Source organism: Cryptosporangium sp. NPDC048952 (genome assembly GCF_043197895.1).
GTDB lineage: Bacteria > Actinomycetota > Actinomycetes > Mycobacteriales > Cryptosporangiaceae > Cryptosporangium.
Genome location: NZ_JBICTY010000003.1, coordinates 908,225 through 924,487 on the forward strand (window position 1 = coordinate 908,225; position 16,263 = coordinate 924,487).

General features: G+C 71.2%; 16 protein-coding genes. 3 read left to right on the forward strand and 13 right to left on the reverse strand.

Going from position 1 to position 16,263, the window contains the following annotated elements; translation table 11 throughout:
• Positions 1 to 17: 17 nt before the first annotated feature.
• Genes ACGFY5_RS20270 through ACGFY5_RS20300 form a run of 7 tightly spaced genes read right to left on the reverse strand, consistent with a single transcriptional unit; the run spans position 18 to position 8,209 of the window.
• The gene (locus tag ACGFY5_RS20270; protein ID WP_392721810.1) at positions 18 to 1,247 is read right to left on the reverse strand and encodes an SRPBCC family protein; all 1,230 of its coding nucleotides are present in this window, start codon (positions 1,245 to 1,247) and stop codon (positions 18 to 20) included.
• On the reverse strand, positions 1,247 to 2,593 hold the full coding sequence (locus ACGFY5_RS20275; protein ID WP_392721812.1) for a VWA domain-containing protein: 1,347 nt from the start codon (positions 2,591 to 2,593) through the stop codon (positions 1,247 to 1,249). Before ACGFY5_RS20275 ends, ACGFY5_RS20270 begins: the two co-directional genes overlap by 1 nt.
• Positions 2,586 to 3,506: an AAA family ATPase gene (locus ACGFY5_RS20280; protein ID WP_392721814.1), complete on the reverse strand. Its 921-nt coding sequence runs from the start codon at positions 3,504 to 3,506 to the stop codon at positions 2,586 to 2,588. The genes ACGFY5_RS20275 and ACGFY5_RS20280 overlap by 8 nt, the downstream gene beginning before the upstream one ends.
• Positions 3,503 to 4,486: an XdhC family protein gene (locus ACGFY5_RS20285; protein WP_392721816.1), complete on the reverse strand. Its 984-nt coding sequence runs from the start codon at positions 4,484 to 4,486 to the stop codon at positions 3,503 to 3,505. The genes ACGFY5_RS20280 and ACGFY5_RS20285 overlap by 4 nt, the downstream gene beginning before the upstream one ends.
• Complete coding sequence (locus ACGFY5_RS20290; protein WP_392721817.1) at positions 4,486 to 6,870, reverse strand: aerobic carbon-monoxide dehydrogenase large subunit; 2,385 nt, start codon at positions 6,868 to 6,870, stop codon at positions 4,486 to 4,488. The genes ACGFY5_RS20285 and ACGFY5_RS20290 overlap by 1 nt, the downstream gene beginning before the upstream one ends.
• Positions 6,867 to 7,340 (reverse strand): (2Fe-2S)-binding protein, encoded by a 474-nt coding sequence (locus tag ACGFY5_RS20295; RefSeq protein WP_392721818.1) that lies wholly within the window; start codon positions 7,338 to 7,340, stop codon positions 6,867 to 6,869. The genes ACGFY5_RS20290 and ACGFY5_RS20295 overlap by 4 nt, the downstream gene beginning before the upstream one ends.
• A gap of 2 nt (positions 7,341 to 7,342) precedes the next feature.
• Positions 7,343 to 8,209, reverse strand: a complete 867-nt coding sequence (locus tag ACGFY5_RS20300) for an FAD binding domain-containing protein (protein WP_392721819.1) — start codon at positions 8,207 to 8,209, stop codon at positions 7,343 to 7,345.
• A 106-nt stretch (positions 8,210 to 8,315) separates the two neighbouring features.
• On the opposite strand from ACGFY5_RS20300, the gene ACGFY5_RS20305 reads away from it, so the two are divergent.
• A complete protein-coding gene (locus tag ACGFY5_RS20305; protein ID WP_392721820.1) occupies positions 8,316 to 9,242 on the forward strand; it encodes a LysR family transcriptional regulator in 927 nt (308 codons plus the stop codon).
• Here ACGFY5_RS20305 and ACGFY5_RS20310 read toward each other — a convergent pair.
• Together ACGFY5_RS20310 and ACGFY5_RS20315 are read right to left on the reverse strand one after the other, a co-directional pair.
• A complete protein-coding gene (locus ACGFY5_RS20310) occupies positions 9,239 to 10,015 on the reverse strand; it encodes an ABC transporter permease (protein ID WP_392721822.1) in 777 nt (258 codons plus the stop codon). The genes ACGFY5_RS20305 and ACGFY5_RS20310 overlap by 4 nt on opposite strands.
• Entirely contained in the window at positions 10,012 to 10,932 is a 921-nt protein-coding gene (locus tag ACGFY5_RS20315) for an ATP-binding cassette domain-containing protein (RefSeq protein WP_392721823.1), read from the reverse strand. Before ACGFY5_RS20315 ends, ACGFY5_RS20310 begins: the two co-directional genes overlap by 4 nt.
• A 78-nt stretch (positions 10,933 to 11,010) precedes the next feature.
• Between ACGFY5_RS20315 and ACGFY5_RS20320 the strand changes: the two genes are divergently transcribed.
• The gene (locus ACGFY5_RS20320) at positions 11,011 to 11,694 is read left to right on the forward strand and encodes a TetR/AcrR family transcriptional regulator (protein ID WP_392721825.1); all 684 of its coding nucleotides are present in this window, start codon (positions 11,011 to 11,013) and stop codon (positions 11,692 to 11,694) included.
• 38 nt (positions 11,695 to 11,732) lie between these two features.
• On the opposite strand, the gene ACGFY5_RS20325 is transcribed toward ACGFY5_RS20320, so the two are convergent.
• Positions 11,733 to 12,299 (reverse strand): DUF3558 family protein, encoded by a 567-nt coding sequence (locus ACGFY5_RS20325; RefSeq protein ID WP_392721827.1) that lies wholly within the window; start codon positions 12,297 to 12,299, stop codon positions 11,733 to 11,735.
• 156 nt (positions 12,300 to 12,455) lie between these two features.
• The gene (locus ACGFY5_RS20330) at positions 12,456 to 13,301 is read right to left on the reverse strand and encodes a dioxygenase (RefSeq protein ID WP_392721828.1); all 846 of its coding nucleotides are present in this window, start codon (positions 13,299 to 13,301) and stop codon (positions 12,456 to 12,458) included.
• An 83-nt stretch (positions 13,302 to 13,384) separates the two neighbouring features.
• Here ACGFY5_RS20330 and ACGFY5_RS20335 point away from each other — a divergent pair, with 83 nt between their 5' ends.
• A complete protein-coding gene (locus ACGFY5_RS20335; RefSeq protein WP_392721830.1) occupies positions 13,385 to 13,867 on the forward strand; it encodes a MarR family winged helix-turn-helix transcriptional regulator in 483 nt (160 codons plus the stop codon).
• Here ACGFY5_RS20335 and ACGFY5_RS20340 read toward each other — a convergent pair.
• Both ACGFY5_RS20340 and ACGFY5_RS20345 read right to left on the reverse strand, forming a co-directional pair.
• Positions 13,858 to 16,011, reverse strand: coding sequence for a heavy metal translocating P-type ATPase (locus ACGFY5_RS20340; RefSeq protein WP_392722564.1), 2,154 nt, complete (start codon positions 16,009 to 16,011; stop codon positions 13,858 to 13,860). The genes ACGFY5_RS20335 and ACGFY5_RS20340 overlap by 10 nt on opposite strands.
• Before the next feature lie 32 nt (positions 16,012 to 16,043).
• A complete protein-coding gene (locus ACGFY5_RS20345; RefSeq protein ID WP_392721832.1) occupies positions 16,044 to 16,253 on the reverse strand; it encodes a heavy-metal-associated domain-containing protein in 210 nt (69 codons plus the stop codon).
• Between the last annotated feature and the right edge of the window lie 10 nt (positions 16,254 to 16,263).

A 16,263-nucleotide genomic window follows, 5' to 3' on the forward strand; every position in this document is an offset into this window, starting at 1 on the left:
ACGACAATTTTTGGGGGTCAGCGGGCGGCTTTGCGGCCTCGGCGCTTGCCGAAGAGGTAGGCGAGGAAGGCGACTATCGCCAGTAGGCCCAGGGCCTTTTTGGGCTCGCGGAGCTGCGATTCCGCGATCGCCTTCGCGAGGGCTACCGCGTCGAGCGCATTGTCGTCCGCGGGGACGAAGGCCGGCACCGGGCGGGTGCCGGGCGCGCTCGGCAGCGGCCCACCGTCCGCGCCCACCGTCCGCGCACCTGCGGTGCCTGCGGTCGGCGTGGCGGTAGTGCCCCCGGCGGGCGTAGCCGCGGTGCCCGCGCCCGCGGTGCCCGCAGCCGCGGTGCCCGCGCCCGCGGTGCCCGCAGCCGGCGTCGCCGTCGTGCCTCCGGCGGGCGTCGCCGTCGTGCCTGCAGCGGGTGCTGCGGTGAGCCCCGCCGACGTGGCGGCGCCGGTGTTCGCCGTCGCGGCAGCGTCCGCCGTCGTGGTGGTGGGTCCGGCTGCGGGGACGCCGTCGGCGGCTACCGCGGTGCCGTTGGCGGCCGCGACATCGCCGGTGGCCTTTGCCGCGGCACGCTTCCGCGGAGCGGCCTTCTTCACCGGGGCCGCGCCAGCGGTGCTCTCCGCGCCTGCGCCAGCGGTGCTGTCGCCTGCGGCGTTGGCTCCAGCGGTGCTGCCGGCAGCGGTGTCGGCCCCGGTCGCGGTGTCGGCGCCGGTCGCGGAGGCCGCGGGCGTGGCGCCGTGGGCGGCGGTGATGGCGGCTTCGGCGGCGTCCGGGGCGGCGGCTTCGGCGGCGTTCGGGGCCGGGGTGTCGCCGGCCTCCAGCATGGCCTGGAGGTTCGTCGCGAACTGGGCCATCATCTGCTCGGTCACCGTATTGATGACCCCTTGCCCCATCGCGGCGGCCCGCCCCGACAGGTTCACGTCCGCGGTCACTTTGCCGTGCGTCGTCGTGCCGTCCGACGTCAGCGACAGCTGCGCCGTCGCCTCCGCGGTGCCCTGACCGCGCGCTTCCTTCGCCTTGCCGCGCAGAACCGCCCGGTGCTCGTCCGGAATCCGCTCCACGACCTCTAACTGTCCCTTGTACTGCATCGTGACCGGCCCGAGCTTCACCTTCATGCCGACCTGGTACGCATCCTCGGACAGGGTGTTGAGCACCTGCGCACCGGGCAGGCAGGCAGCGACGCGCTCGAAGTCCATCAGCGTCGACCACACCTGGTCGATCGGGGCTTTCACGTCGAAAGCGCTGTCGAGTTGCATCAGAACAATCCTCTCGATGGGTGCGAAACCGCCGCGGCGACCTCGTCCAGTGCGGCCAGGCTATGCCCACTGACGAACGCGTCGCAGAAGGGTAGTGCTGCGGCCATCCCGCCGACCTTCGGCGCGAAGCCGGCGGCAGCCTTCCGCGGGTTGACCCAGACGATCCGGTGAGCGAGCCTGCGCAGCCGTGCCATCTGCGCGGCGACGTCGGCCGGATCGTCCTGCGCCCACCCGTCCGACAAGATCACGACGACTGCGCCCCGCGCCGCGCCGCGCCGGCCGTGGGAATCGAGGAAGCGCTGGAGCGACTGCGCCAGAAGCGTCCCGCCCGCCCAGTCCGGGGCGGTTTCGGCGGCGCGGCGCAGGGCCAGGTCGGGGTCGCGGCGGGCGAGTGACCGGGTCAGTCGCGTCAGCCTCGTGGAGAACACGAACGCCTCGGCGCGCGCACCGGTGACCGACCCGTGCAGCAGCGCGAGGAACACCCGCGTGTACGGCTCCATCGACCCGGACACGTCGCACAGCAGCACCAACGGCCTCGGCCGGCGCCGGCGGCGCCGATGCACCAGTGCGACCGGATCCCCTCCGGTCTTCCGGGCGTTTCGTACGGTGCGGCGGACGTCGATCCGCTCGCCGTTCTTGGTCGACGGTCGGGAGCGGCGGGTCCGGCGGGTCGGTGTCGCGAGCACCAGGCGTCGGACGAGTTCCCGCACGGCGTCGATCTCGGATGCCGAGAGGTCGGCGAACGCGGTGGATCGGAGCCGCTCGGCCGCCGACGCCAGAGCCGGCACCGCACGGGGTGACCCGGGGGTGTCGCTGGACGAGGAGCCCGGAGCTCCGCCTCCCGACAGTGCCCGCTCCTCGGGACGGTTGTCCGCGGGCGCCGGCCGGGTCTCGTGCGGGACGTCCGGCAGCGGCGGCGCGGTGGGGTCGCCGCGGGAGTCGGCGAGATCCACCGGTGGGGCGTCGTCGCCGAAGATGCGGTCGAAGACCGCGTCGAACGCGGGAAGCTGCTCGGCGTCGGCGACCAGGGTGGTGCGCGCCGTCCAGTACAGACGGTCGCGCGTCACCGGCGGCACCAGCCGCAACGCCGCTGCGAACCGCGCCGCCCGCTCGGTACCGGCTGCCACCCCGTCCCGGTGCAACGCCTCCACGAACCGCACAGCGAGCACCCCCGGCCGCACCACCAAGCCGCGCGTGCCCCTGCGCTCCTGCGCGGAGAGCGGGGTGGGGAAGAGGAGGTGAGCATCCGCGCCCCCCGCGCTGCCACGCGCATCCCCCGTCGCGGTCGCACCGGGACGTGCGGAGGCGGCGCGGGGCTCGCGGGGTTCGGCGGGTGGGTCAGGCACGGCTGGCGCCCGTCAGCCACCCCAGGCCCTGGGCGCGGACCAGGTCGAGGTCGTCCCGGCTCTTGAGGACGCTGCCCAGGGTGTCGGCGGCCACGGCGTCGAGGTGGGCGACGCCCAAGAGGGTGAGGGCGGCTACCCAGTCGATCGTTTCGGCGATGCCGGGGGGCTTTTCGAGGTCGAGGCCGCGCATCCGGGCGACCGCGGCGGTCGCGTCGAGGGTCAGTGGCAGTGCGCTGTCGGGGACGCGTCGCCGCACGATCTCGGCGGCGCGTTCCGGGGTCGGGTAGTCGATCCAGTGGTACAGGCAGCGCCGTTTCAGCGCGTCGTGCAGGTCGCGGGTGCGGTTCGAGGTCAGGACGACGATCGGCGGCTGGGCCGCGGTGATCGTGCCGAGCTCCGGGATCGTCACGGACGACTCCGCGAGGAGCTCGAACGTGAACGCCTCGAAGTCGTCGTCGGCGCGGTCCAGTTCGTCGATCAGGAGCACCGCGGGGCGCGGCCCGGGGTGCTCCAGGGCCGCGAGCAGGGGGCGTCGCAGCAGGTAGTCACGGGTGAACAGGTCCGCCTCGGCGAGCCGTTCGTCGCGCGCCTCGGCCATGCGGATCGCCAGCATCTGGCGTGGATAGTTCCACTCGTAGAGCGCTTCGGAGGCATCGATGCCCTCGTAGCACTGCAGGCGGATCAGTGGGGTGTCGAGGGCTCGGGCCAGGGCCTTGGCGGCCTCGGTCTTGCCGACGCCCGGCTCGCCCTCGAGGAGGACGGGCTGGGGGAGCCGGACCGCGAGGAACAAGGCCGTCGCGAGGCCTGGGTCGACGACGTATCCGGTGGTGTCCAGGGCGGTGGCCAGGGCGTCCACGTCCGGGAAAACGGCGGCTACTTCCTGGGACGCGCCGGCCCGTGCTGCCCCCGTCACCCGCGGTCCGCCAGGTACCGGCGTTTGCAGCCCTCGGCGCAGAAGTAGACGGGGCCGTCCGCCTGGATGGCGCCCGGCACGATCGCCACGGTCATCCCACAGATCGGGTCGATCGCGGTGCCCGGAGCCTCGATGGTTGCCAGCGGGATCGTGCCCGCTGGGATGGTGACGAAGCTGTCGAGAACGGCGGTGGTGATCGGCACCGGATCTTCGCCTCCGGTGGTTCGCCGGGTGGCGTCGTCCGAGGAGGAACGGAGGGCGACGATCTCGGCGAGGATCGACAGGGCAATTTCGGGCGCGGAGCGACCGCCCAGGTCGAGCCCGGCAGGGGAGTGCACCCGTGCGCGCTCGGTGTCGCTGACCTCCAGCGACGCGAGCACTGCGGAGCCCCGTTTGCGTGAGGCCACGAGGCCCACGTAGGGCACACCGGCTCGGAGCGCCGCCTCCAACACCGGCTCCTCACCCCGCCCGTGCGAGGCCACCACGACTGCATCCGCCGCGGCCACCAGACCCGCCGCGCCCGCTGAAGCGCCCGCCGCGCCGGGGTCCGGCACGCCTGCCGGGATGACCTCGAAGCCCAGCGGCGCGCCGAGGGTGGCCAGGGACACGCCTATCGGGGTGTCGCCGACCACGACCAGGCGAGGCGCCGGCTTGCGCGGCTCCAGGAAGATCTCCAAGCTGCCGCCCGACAGGCAGGGATTCGCCACGGTGACGGCGCCCTCCTCGACCACGGTCGAGGGGGCACCGGCCGAGATCCGCAGCAGCAACGGGTCACCGGTGTCGAGCGTCGCCAGCGCGTGCACCCGCACCGACGACTCCGCGCACGTCCCGCCGACGAAGCCCTCGATGGCTCCGTCGGCGAGCACCAGCGCCGTGTCACCGGCGTGCGCGCTGGCCGGCTTGCCCGCGCGCACGACGGTGGCTTTCACGTAAGGCTTTCGCGCCTGGGCCAGCTCCGCGGCCCGTTCCAACAGGTTCATCAGATCGGCGGGGTCGCCCGGCCCTGCATGGCCGCCCACACCCGGTCCGGGGTGCACGGCATGTCCAGGTGCGTCACACCGTACGGGGCCAGTGCGTCGACCACGGCGTTCACCACGGCCGGCGGCGAACCCACCGTCGCGGACTCACCGATGCCCTTGGCCCCGATCGGATGGTGCGGCGAGGGCGTGACCGTGAAGTCGGTCTCCCAGTCGGGGACCTCCATCGCGGTGGGGATCAGGTAGTCCATGAACGACCCACCGAGACAGTTCCCCGACTCGTCGAACCCGATGAACTCCATCAACGCCATGCCGACGCCATCCGTCAGGCCACCGTGCACCTGACCCTCGATGATCATCGGGTTGATGCGGGTGCCGCAGTCGTCGACAGCGATGAACCGGCGCACCTTCACGTACCCCGTGCCCGGATCGACGTCGACGACGCAGATGTACGCCCCGTACGGGAACGTGAGGTTCGGCGGGTTGTACGTGACCTCGGCGTCCAGATTGCCGTCGATGCCCTCGGGCAGTTCGACGGTGCCGTGCGCCCCCATCGCGATCTCGGCCATCGTCTTGCCCTGGCTGGGGTCACCGGCGACGAACCAGCGCCCCTTCTCCCATTCGAGGTCCTCGGGCCGCACCTCGAGCATCGCGGCGGCGATGTGCTTGGCCTTCTCCCGCACCTTGCGCGTGGCGAGCGCGACCGCGCCGCCGCTCACCGGCGTCGACCGGCTGCCGTAGGTGCCGAGGCCGAACGGCGTGTTGTCGGTGTCGCCGTGCACGACCTCGATGTCCTCGGGTGGGATGCCGATCTCTTCGGCGACGATCTGCGCGAACGTCGTTTCGTGCCCCTGACCCTGAGTCTGCACCGACAGCCTGACCACGGCCTTACCGGTTGGATGCACGCGCACCTCGGCACCGTCCGCCATGCCGAGACCCAGGATGTCCATGTGGCGCCTCGGTCCGGCGCCGACGGTCTCGGTGAAGAACGAGATCCCGATGCCCATCAGCTCGCCGCGTTCGCGCTTCTCAGCCTGCTCGCGCCGCAGATCCTCGTAGCCTGCGCGGGACAACGCCAGCCGCATGGTCTTCTCGTACTCGCCCGAGTCGTACTCCCACCCGGTCTTGTTCGCGTACGGGAACTGCTCCGGCTGGATGAAGTTCTTCAGCCGGATCTGCGCCGGATCGAGCTCGAGCTTGGCCGCGACGATGTCGACCATCCGCTCGATCAGGTACACCGCCTCGGTGACCCGGAACGAGCACGCGTACGCCACACCACCGGGCGCCTTGTTCGTGTAGACACCCGTGACCTTGCAGTACGCGGCCTGCAGGTCGTAGCTGCCGGTGAAGATGTGGAAGAACCCGGCCGGGTACTTCGTCGGGTTCGCGCTCGCGTTGAACGCACCGTGGTCGGCGATGACGTGCGTCCGCACGGCCAGGATCCGCCCGTCGCGCGTGGCGGCCACGTCGGCCTTCATGATGTAGTCGCGGGCGAACGACGTCGACATCAGGTTTTCCGAGCGGTCCTCGACCCACTTCACCGGCTTCCCGGTGACGATCGAGCCGACGACGGCCAGGATGTATCCCGGGTAGATGCCGACCTTGTTGCCGAAACCGCCGCCGATGTCGGGGCTGATCACCCGGATCTTGTGCTCGGGCAACCCCGCGACCAGCGCGAACACCGTGCGGTGCGCGTGCGGTGCCTGCGTGGTCTCGTACAGCGTCAGCTTGCCGTCGATCGGGTCGTAGTCGGCGATCGCGCCGCAGGTCTCCATCGGCGCCGGGTGCACGCGCGGGTAGATGACCTCTTCGCTGATGACCACTTCGGCGTTCGCGAAGACCGCGTCGGTCTCCGCCGCGTCGCCGGCTTCCCAGTCGAAGATGTGGTTGTTCGTCTGGCCTTCCTTGTCGTCCCGGATGAGCGGCGCGTCCGCGTCCAACGCCTTCCGCACGTCCACGACAGGCTCGAGAACGTCGTAGTCGACGTCGATCAGCTCGAGAGCGTCGCGCGCGGCGTACCGGTCCTCGGCGACGACGAACGCCACCTCCTGGCCCTGGAAGCGCACCTTGTCGGTGGCCAGGACAGCCTGGACGTCGTAGGACAGCGTCGGCGCCCAGGCCAGGTTGAGGCCCTCGAGGTCCTTGCCGGTGATGACGGCGAGCACCTTGGGGTGTGCCAGCGCTTCGGTGGTGTCGATCGAGATGATCTTCGCGTGGGCGACCGGTGAGCGCAGGATCGCGCCGTGGAGCATGCCCGGCAGGGCGATGTCGTCCAGGTAGCGGCCCTTGCCCCGCACGAAACGCGGGTCTTCCTTGCGCTGCAGCCGCCCGAACCCGATGGGGCGGTTCTCGTCGGTGGCGGCAGGATTCGTCTCAGTGACCGTCATGCCTTCACGTCCTCGCTGTTCGCGGCGGCCCACTGCACGGACCGGACGATCGTCGCGTAGCCCGTGCAGCGGCAGATCTGGCCGGAGATCGCGGTCCGGATCTCGGTCTCGTCCGGATCCGGGTTGCGGTCGAGCAGAGCGCGAGCGGTCATCATCATGCCCGGCGTGCAGAAACCGCACTGCAGACCGTGCTCGGCCATGAACCCCTGCTGCACGACATCCAGTTGCCCGTTCTGAGCGAGCCCCTCCACCGTCCGGATCTCGCGGCCGGCGGCCATCGCGGCCAGTACCGTGCAGGACTTGACCGGCTCGCCGTCCATCAACAGGACGCACGTGCCGCAGTTGCTCGTGTCGCAGCCCCAGTGCGTACCGGTCAGCTTCAGCGTGTCCCGGATGAAGTGCACCAGCAGCGTGCGGGGCTCAGCCTCGGCGGTGACCTCGGTGCCGTTGACCGTCATCGTGATCTGCATTTTCAGCTCACCCGTTCCACGGCGCGCCGGAGCACGCGCTTGGTCAGTTCCCCGGCGAGGTGCCGCTTGTAATCGATCGGACCGCGCTGGTCGGCAACCGGGTCGCAGGCCTCGGACGCGAGCCGGGCCGCCTCGGCGAACGCCTCTTCGCTCGGGGCGCTGCCCCGGAGGGCGTCTTCCGCGCGTGTCGCCGTGTGCCCGTCGAGCCCGACGGAGGTCAGCCCGATCGCGACGTCCGCGATCGCCCCCGTCTCGTCCAGCGTCACCGACGCACCGGCGGCGGCGACCGCCCAGTCACCGACGCGCCGCTCGACCTTCTCGTACGCGCTGCCCGTGCGGGGCTTCAGCGGGAACCGGATCTCGGTGAGCAGCTCGTCCTGCGCGACAGCGGTCTCGTACGGTCCGCGGTGGAACTCCGGCATCGTGACGACGCGCTCGCCGTCCAGCGTCCGGATGACGACCTCGGCCCGCAGCACCTCGCAGACCGTCGACAGGTCTTCGGCCGGGTCGGCCTGGCACAGCGACCCGCCGATCGTGCCGCGGTTGCGCACGACCGGGTCAGCGATCACCTTCTCGGCGTCGACGACGATCGGGAACCGGCTCGCGATCACGTCCGAGCCGAGCAGGGTGGCGTGACGCGTGAGCGCCCCGACGCGGATGACGTCGGCGTCTTCGACGATGTAGTCCAGCTCGAAGAGGTCGTTGATGTCGATCAGCCACTCGGGCCGGGCGAGCCGCAGCTTCATCATCGGCAGCAGGCTGTGCCCGCCCGCGATCACCCGCGACTCCGGGCCGTGCGTGTGTAACAGGGCCAGCGCGTCCTCGACATTCTCCGCGCGGGCGTAGTCAAAGGGAGCGGGAACTTGCACCTAGGTGCCTCCACATCGGGTGGATGGGGATATCCGAACCTGACCTTGTTACCAGCGTTTACAAGTGTCAAGGTCGTCATAAGCGAACGGTTAAGAGGTGTCACCGATGACGCTGAGCCAGTTGCGGACGTTTGCGTTGGTCGTCCGGTTGGGGTCACTGCGCGCGGCCGCAGCGGAGCTCGGAGTGAGCGAGCCGGCCGTTTCAGCCGCTGTCGCCGCACTGCGTCAGGAGCTGGGCGACCCGCTGTTCATCCGAGCCGGCGGCGGCATCTCGTTCACGCCGGGCGGTCGCCGGCTGGCGGTCCACGCCGAGGAGATCGTCGGTCTCGCCGACCAGGCCCGCCGCGAGGTCGCCGAGACCGTGACGTCGACCCGGTCGTTGCGGGTGGCCGCAACCGCGGACTTCGGTGAGCACGCAGCGGGCGCTCTGCTCGACGCCTTCACCCGCCGGCTGCCGGACTGCGAAGTGGATCTCGTGACCCTCGACGGCTCCGACCTCGCCGACGCGCTGGTCCGCCGCGCCGCCGACGTGGTGCTGGGCCCGCGCCCGGCCGCCGGCGACTCGCTCGACGCCGTCCCGTTTCTCCGCTACCAGCGCATTCTGGTGGCCGATTCACCGCGCTCCGACCCGCTCCGCCAGGTCTGGCTGACCGGCCCGGCCGGCCTGGAGGAACTGTCCGAGGAGGGACGGTGGCTCGCGGGTCTGCCGACCTGGCCCGACCTCGTCCGCTTCCCCACCGAAACCGAAGCGATCGACGCCACCCGGCGGGGCGATGGGGTGATGCTGGCGCTCGGGCACGTCGTGCGGGCCGACCTGCGGATCGGGACGCTGGTGCGGTTACCGCTGGCAGGCACGCCGGTGCAGGGGCTCTGGTACGCGACGGTGCTCGGGCGGAGCCGGGCGAGCACGGCGGCCCGGGCGCTCCAGGAGTTCGTCACGACGCCCGGCGCCACCGCCGCGATGCTCGCCCCGCCCGGCGCCGCGCCCTCCGCCCCGCGCCGTCCGTCGGTACACGTCGCGCTCTGGTCCTAGGACGGCCGCGCGTAGCGCAGGGTGGTGGCGGGGACGAAAACCGCCAGGATGACGGCGGAGTAGATCAGCGTCGCCGCGACCGGGTGTTGCAGCGGCCACGACGACGCCTCCACCGGGATCGGGTTGCCGCACAGCTCCCGCACGGCCTGCCCGAGCGCGCTCACCGGATTCCAGTCCGCGATCACCCGCAACCAGCCGGGCATCCCACCGGTCGGCACCATCAGGTTCGACACCATCGAGACCGGCAGCACGATCAGCGCCAACTGCCCGGCCGCCTCCTGGGTGCGCACCACGAGCCCCAGGTACAGCCCGACCCACGTCATCGCGAACTGCACGAGCAGCAGCAGCCCGAGCGCGGCCAGCGCCCGGCCGGCCCCGCGTTCGATCCGCCACCCGACGAGCAGCCCCAACAGGCCCATCAGGGTGAAGTTCACGAGCCCGTAGGCGCTGGTGGCGACCGCCTGCCCGAGCGGCACCGCGCTGCGGGCGATCGGCATCGAGCGGTACCGGTCGACGACGCCGAGCTGGTTGTCGCGCACCATCGTGACCAGCGGCGGGACGATGTTCACGGCGATGAGGACGAACAGGCCGGGCAGCAGGTACTCCCGGTAGCCCCCGCCTTGCACGTCGATCGCGCTGCCGATGATGTAGCCGAACGCGACAACGAGCACGAGGGGCCCGGCGAGCGTCAGCGCGATGCCGGACGGGTCGTGCCGGAGCTTGGTCAGCACCCGCTCGGCCGCCGCCATCCCGTCGATCACCGCATTCGTCATTTCACGCCCTCCGTCCGGTCGAGGAACACTTCGTCGAGGGTGGGGCGCCGGAGGCGGACGTCGGCCACGGCCAGCGCGTCGGCGTCCAGGGCGCGCACCACGTCGGGCAGCGTGACGATCCCGGCCGGTACCGAGACGCTGACCTGGGTGCCGTCGATCTCCGGCGGGCCGGTGGCCCAGCGTTCGAGCGTGGTGGCCGCGGCCGCGGCGTCCGACTCGTTGGTGACGACCACGTCCACGCGCGCGCCGAGCTCGTCTTTCAACGCGTCCGGCGTTCCCTCGGCGACCACCCGGCCGGCGTCGACGATCACGACCCGATCGGCGAGGCGGTCGGCCTCCTCCAGGTACTGCGTGGTGAGCAGCACTGTGGTGCCCGCGGCGGCACGGCCGGCCACCGTCGTCCAGATCTCCTGGCGGCTGCGCGGGTCGAGGCCCGTCGTCGGCTCGTCGAGCACCAGCAACGCCGGTTCGACGAGGAACGCCGCGATCAGGTCCAGGCGTCGCCGCATCCCGCCCGAGTACGTCTTGACCAGCCGCTTGGCCGCCGGTGCCAGGTCGAACTGCTCGAGCAGTTCGTCGGCCCGCCGCCGGGCCGCCCGCCGGCCGAGGTGCAGCATCAGGCCGAGGATGACCAGGTTCTCCCGCCCGGTCAGGTCGTCGTCCACCGCCGCGTGCTGCCCCGCCAACCCGATCAGTTCGCGGACGCGATGAGGCTCGCCGACGACGTCGTAGCCGCCGACGGAGGCCCGCCCGGAGCTGGGGGTGGCCAGCGTCGTCAGGATGCGTACCGCGGTGGTCTTGCCGGCGCCGTTCGGGCCGAGCAGCGCGCAGACGCTCCCGGCCGGAACGGTCAGGTCGAGTCCGTCCAGCGCGTGGACGTCTCCGTAGTGTTTCGTCAGGTCACGGGCCTCGATCATGGAGCCCTCCCTTACTGCGATCGATGTTCGCAGTAGGAACGGTACATGACTGGGTACGGTGTTCGCAAAGGAGGTTGGATGAACGAGCCGATCTGGCTCCGGCCGGAGCGCGCCGGGCACGGCCCGGCGCCGGAACACAGCCGGGAGCGCATCGCCGCGGCGGGCATCGCGCTGGCGGATGCCTCCGGGCTCGCCGCGGTGTCGATGCGCAAGGTCGCCGGTGAACTCGGTGCGGGAACGGCGTCGCTGTACCGATACGTGGCGACCCGGGACGAGCTGCTCGACCTGATGGTCGACGGGGTGACCGGCGAGCTGGGGTATCCGAAGGCGGTCGGTGACGACTGGCTCGAAAATCTGCTCGCGATCGGGCGTGACCTGCGGGCGCTGTACCTGCGTCACCCGTGGATGCTCGAGATCCATCCCGGGGCCGCCGGTCTGGGGCCCAACGGGGTGGCCTACCTGGAGCAGGGGCTCGCGGCGCTGAGTTCGCTCGACCGGCCCGCGCAGGCGAAGCTCGAGGCGGTCGCGATGCTCAGTGGCGTGGTCAGCCTGTTCGCACGGGACGAGGCGTCGACGGCGACCGATGGGCGGGCGGCCACCGCGCGGTACCTGAGTGCGGTGGTGACGCCGGAACGGTATCCGCACCTCGCGGCCGCGTTCCGTGGGGCGACGGCCGGCCCCGCGCCGGGTGCCGACGAGCTCTTCCGGCGGGTGCTCGGCGCGCTCCTGGTGGGGTTGCTCGGCGTCCACGCCGGAGAATGACGTCGGGCCGCCCCCTGGAGGGCGGCCCGACGTGTGGGTCAGAGCTGGTCGATCACGCGCTGGGCGACGGTCTTGTCGACGTCCAGGTTCGCGGCGTCGCCGTCCTTGGCCGTGGAGTAGACGTCGATCGACAGGTCACCGCTGCGGACGTAGAGGTGGCCGGAGCTGGTGAACGCCTCGTCGCCCACACCGGTGAAGTCCTGCGCGGCGGGGTCACGCACCGCGAAGTCGTCAGCGGAGGTCGGCGACAGGCTCAGCACGAGCTGGCCCTGCTCCAGCTGCCACTGGCAGTAGCGGGTCGTGCCGACCGTCGCGTTGTCTCTGTCGATCTGGGTGATCTCTCTACCCGTGAACGTGTTGACCTCGGTGGGGGTCAGCAGCTTGCACGGATCGAGGTTGTTGACGTCGGTACCGAGCCCGCCCGCGGCCTGGCCGTCGTCCCCGGAGGCGGTCGCGGCGGTCGACGGCTGCTGCGCGGCACCCGTGGGCGTCGCCGAGGGCGTGGCGTCGTCGGTGGAGATCGTGATCGTTCCGCAGCCGGTGAGGGCGAACACGCCGGCAGCGGCTGCGGAGGCGAACATCAGGCGGAGAGTCCGGGCGGTCATGGTGCGTACTCCTCAAGAGGTGGGGTGGTACGCACAGAGTCCAGGTTTTCGCAGGCAGGGACGATCGGTGACATGACGTCCGGACTGTTCGTCCGATGACACAGCTGCCGAAAAGGCGTGTGCGGATCAGTGCCACCACTGATGCGCGAACGGCGGTCACGCTGCTTGGAACGACCGCTTCGCCAGTCCGAGGAAAAACCCGTCGACGGTCGTGGTGACCGGCGCCTCGGGGTTCGCGGCGGCGCCGAGCGCGACGAACAGCGGCGTGAAGTGCTCCACGGTCGGGTGCGCGTACGGCATCCCGGGCGCGTGGTTGCGGAACGCCGCCAGCTCGTCGACGTCACCGCGGGCGAGTGCGTCGGCCGCCCAGGCGTCGAACTCCGCCGACCAGCCCGGCGCCTTCGCGTCGAGTGAGTAGTCGGTGAGGTAGCGCAGGCCGTGCGTCATGAAGCCGGAGCCGATCACGAGGACGCCCTGCTCGCGCAGCGGCCGGAGACGTTCGCCCAGCGCCAGCAGGCGCGACGGGTCGTGCGTCGGAATGCTCATCTGCAGTACCGGGATGTCGGCGTCGGGGTACATGACCTTGAGTGGCACCCAGGCGCCGTGGTCGAGGCCGCGTTCGCGGTGCTCGTAGACGGTCTCGGTGTCGGGCAGCACCGAGAGCAGCAGCGACGCCAGATCGGACGAGTCCGGGGTGTCGTAACGCATCCGGTAGTAGCGCGGGTCGAAGCCGCCGAAGTCGTAGACCGGCGTGGTGTTGGCCTGCGTGCTGCTCACCGAGAGCGGCGCCATCTCCCAGTGCGCCGAGACGATCAGGATCGCCTTCGGCTTCGGCAGGGACCGCGCCCAGGCAAAGAGCTGGTCCATCCAGGTGGCGTCCTCGAAGAGCGGGGGAGCGCCGTGGCTCAGGTACAGGGAAGGCAGGGGGCCGTCGTCGGGCGTCCACAGCGGATGGGGGTCCGCCGCGGCGGTCTTCACCACGTGAGCATCGAACGGGTGCATGGGAACGCCCTCCAGGTAGTTGAGCTTTGAATCACGTTACGGTGTGAAACTTGAAGCGTCAACTTATGCAGTACACTGAGACTGTGGATCCCGAAGAGCCCTGGCTGGACGCCGACCAGCAACGCACCTGGCTGCGCCTCGCGGGGCTGCTGATCAAGCTCCCCGCGGCGCTCGACACGCAGCTGCAGCGCGATGCCGGCGTCAGCCATTTCGAGTACATGGTTCTCTCGCGGCTGTCCGAAGCTCCGAACCGGACGCTGCGGATGAGCCAGCTCGCCGAGCTGGCGAACGGATCGCTGTCGCGGCTCTCCCACGTGGTGAAGCGGTTGGAGCTGCGGGGATGGGTGCGGCGTCAGCCCTGTGTCGAGGACGGACGCGCGACGAACGCGGTGCTCACCGAGGAGGGATGGGAGAAGGTCGTGGCGACGGCGCCCGGGCACGTCGCCACGGTGCGGTCACTGGTCGTCGACCCGTTGACGCCCGAGGAGCTGGCGCGTTTCGGTGACCTGGTCGGCACGCTGATGGCGAAGGTCGACCCGGACGAGACCTGCCCCGGTCAGGCCTGACCGAACCTTCTCAGGCGCAGGCTGTTGGCGACGACGAAGAACGAGCTCAGGGCCATGGCTGCGCCGGCGATCATCGGGTTGAGCAGGCCGAAGCCCGCCAGCGGGAGTGCGGCGACGTTGTAGGCGAAGGCCCAGAACAGGTTGCCGCGGATGATGCCGAGGGTGCGGCGCGACAGGCGGATCGCGTCGACCGCGGCGAAGAGGTCGTTGCGGACCAGGGTGACGTCGGCGGCGGCGATTGCCACGTCGGTGCCGGTGCCCATCGCCAGGCCGAGGTCGGCTCGGGCGAGCGAGGCCGCGTCGTTGACGCCGTCGCCGACCATCGCCACCACCCGGCCTTCGGCCTGGAGCCTCTTGACGACGTCGACCTTGTCGGCGGGGAGGACGCCGGCGGTGACGGCGTCGGGGGCGATGCCGATCGCGGTGGCCACAGTGAGTGCGGCGCCCTGGTTGTCGCCGGTGACCAGGAGCGGGGTGAGGCCCAGCCCGCGCAGCGCGCGAACCGCCGCCGCACTGGAGGGCCGCGGCGTATCGGCCACCACCAACAGCGCCCGCACCGCCCCGTCCCACCCGACCGCCACAGTCGTATCCCCCCGCGAATCCGCCTCCCGCTGAGCCTCGCCGAGCTTCCCGGGCAGCGCCGCTTCCACGCCGGGCACGCCCGCGCCCGCGAGCGCAGTCGCGTTCGCGGTGGCTGCTACTGCGGCCGGGCGGCCGATGATGACTGTGTGGCCGTCTACGGTGCCGCGGACGCTGTGGCCGGGGTGGGAGTGGAAGTCGGTGACGGGTGGGGGAGAGGGGACGGCGGACGCGATCGCCAGTGCGATCGGGTGTTCCGAGGCGTGTTCGACGGCCGCGGCCAGGCGAAGTGCTTCGTCCGGGTCGACGCCGGGTGCGGGGTGCACCGCGGTGAGCCTCATCCGGCCGGTCGTCACCGTGCCGGTCTTGTCGAGCACGATCGTGTCGACCCGCCGCGTCGACTCCAGCACCTCCGGGCCCCGGATCAACACACCGAGCTGCGCACCCCGCCCCGTACCGACGAGCAACGCGGTCGGCGTCGCCAGCCCCAGCGCACACGGGCACGCGATGATCAGCACCGCCACCGCAGCGGTGAACGCGTCCGCGACCCCCGTGGACCCGCCGGCCGCCAACCAACCGGCGAGCGTCGCCAGCGACAACACCAGCACGACGGGGACGAAGATCGCCGACACCTCGTCGGCCAACCGCTGCACCGGCGCTTTCCCGCTCTGCGCCTCCTCGACCAGCCGCGCGGTCTGCGCCAACTGCGTGTCGGCACCTACGCGCACGGCCCGCACGGTCAGCCGTCCACCAGCGTTGACGCACCCCCCGATCACCGCGTCGCCGGGTCCCGCGTCGACCGGCACCGGTTCCCCGGTGACCATCGACGTGTCCACCGCCGACGTTCCGTCCACGACGACACCGTCGGTAGCGATCGTCTCTCCGGGCCGCACCCGGAACAGCTCACCGACGCGCAGCTGTTCGATCGGGACCCGCACCTCGCGGTCGTCCCGCACCACCGCTACGTCTTTCGCCCCGAGCGCGAGCAACGCCCGCAGCGCGTCGGCCGCGCGCCGCTTCGCCCGCGCCTCGGCATACCGCCCGGCGAGCAGAAACGCCGTCACCCCCGCGGCGGTCTCCAGATAGATCGGGGTGCCGTGCATCGAATTGCCCGCCGACCCGGACACCAGCGCCCACACCGACCACAGGAACGCCGCCAGCGTCCCCAGCGAAATCAGCGTGTCCATCGTTGTGGCGCCGTGCCGCAGATTGACGAACGCGGCCCGGTGGAACGGCCAGCCACCGAACAGAACCACCGGCGTGGCCAGCACCAACGACACCCACTGCCACCCGGCGAACTGCCACGCCGGCACCATCGCGAGCAGGATCACCGGCACGGTCAGCACCAGGGCCGTGGCCAACCGCGGTCGCAGATCCTCGGCGGGTGGAGGCGTGAACGCCGCCGTGTACCCCGCCGCCTCCACCTGCGCGACCAGGTCCGCCGGCGTCAGCGACTCCGGGAACTGGACCGACGCCTTCTCGGTGGCGTAGTTGACGCTGGCGACCACGCCGCCGAGCTTGTTGAGCTTGCGCTCCACCCGCGCGGCGCACGACGCACAGGTCATGCCGCCGATGTCGAGACGAATGGTCGCCAAGATCAGTTGGCCAGCGCGTATCCGGCCTCGTCGACAGCAGCGCGCACCTGCTCGACGTCGACCGGGGCGTCGCTCGTCACGGTCACCGAACCGGCGGACAGGTCGACCTCGACCGCCGTGACACCGGGGACCTCGCCCACCTCGGAGCGCACCGCGTTGACGCAGTGCTCGCAGGTCATCCCGGTCACCGGGTACGTCGTGGTCACAGACATGAGAACTCCC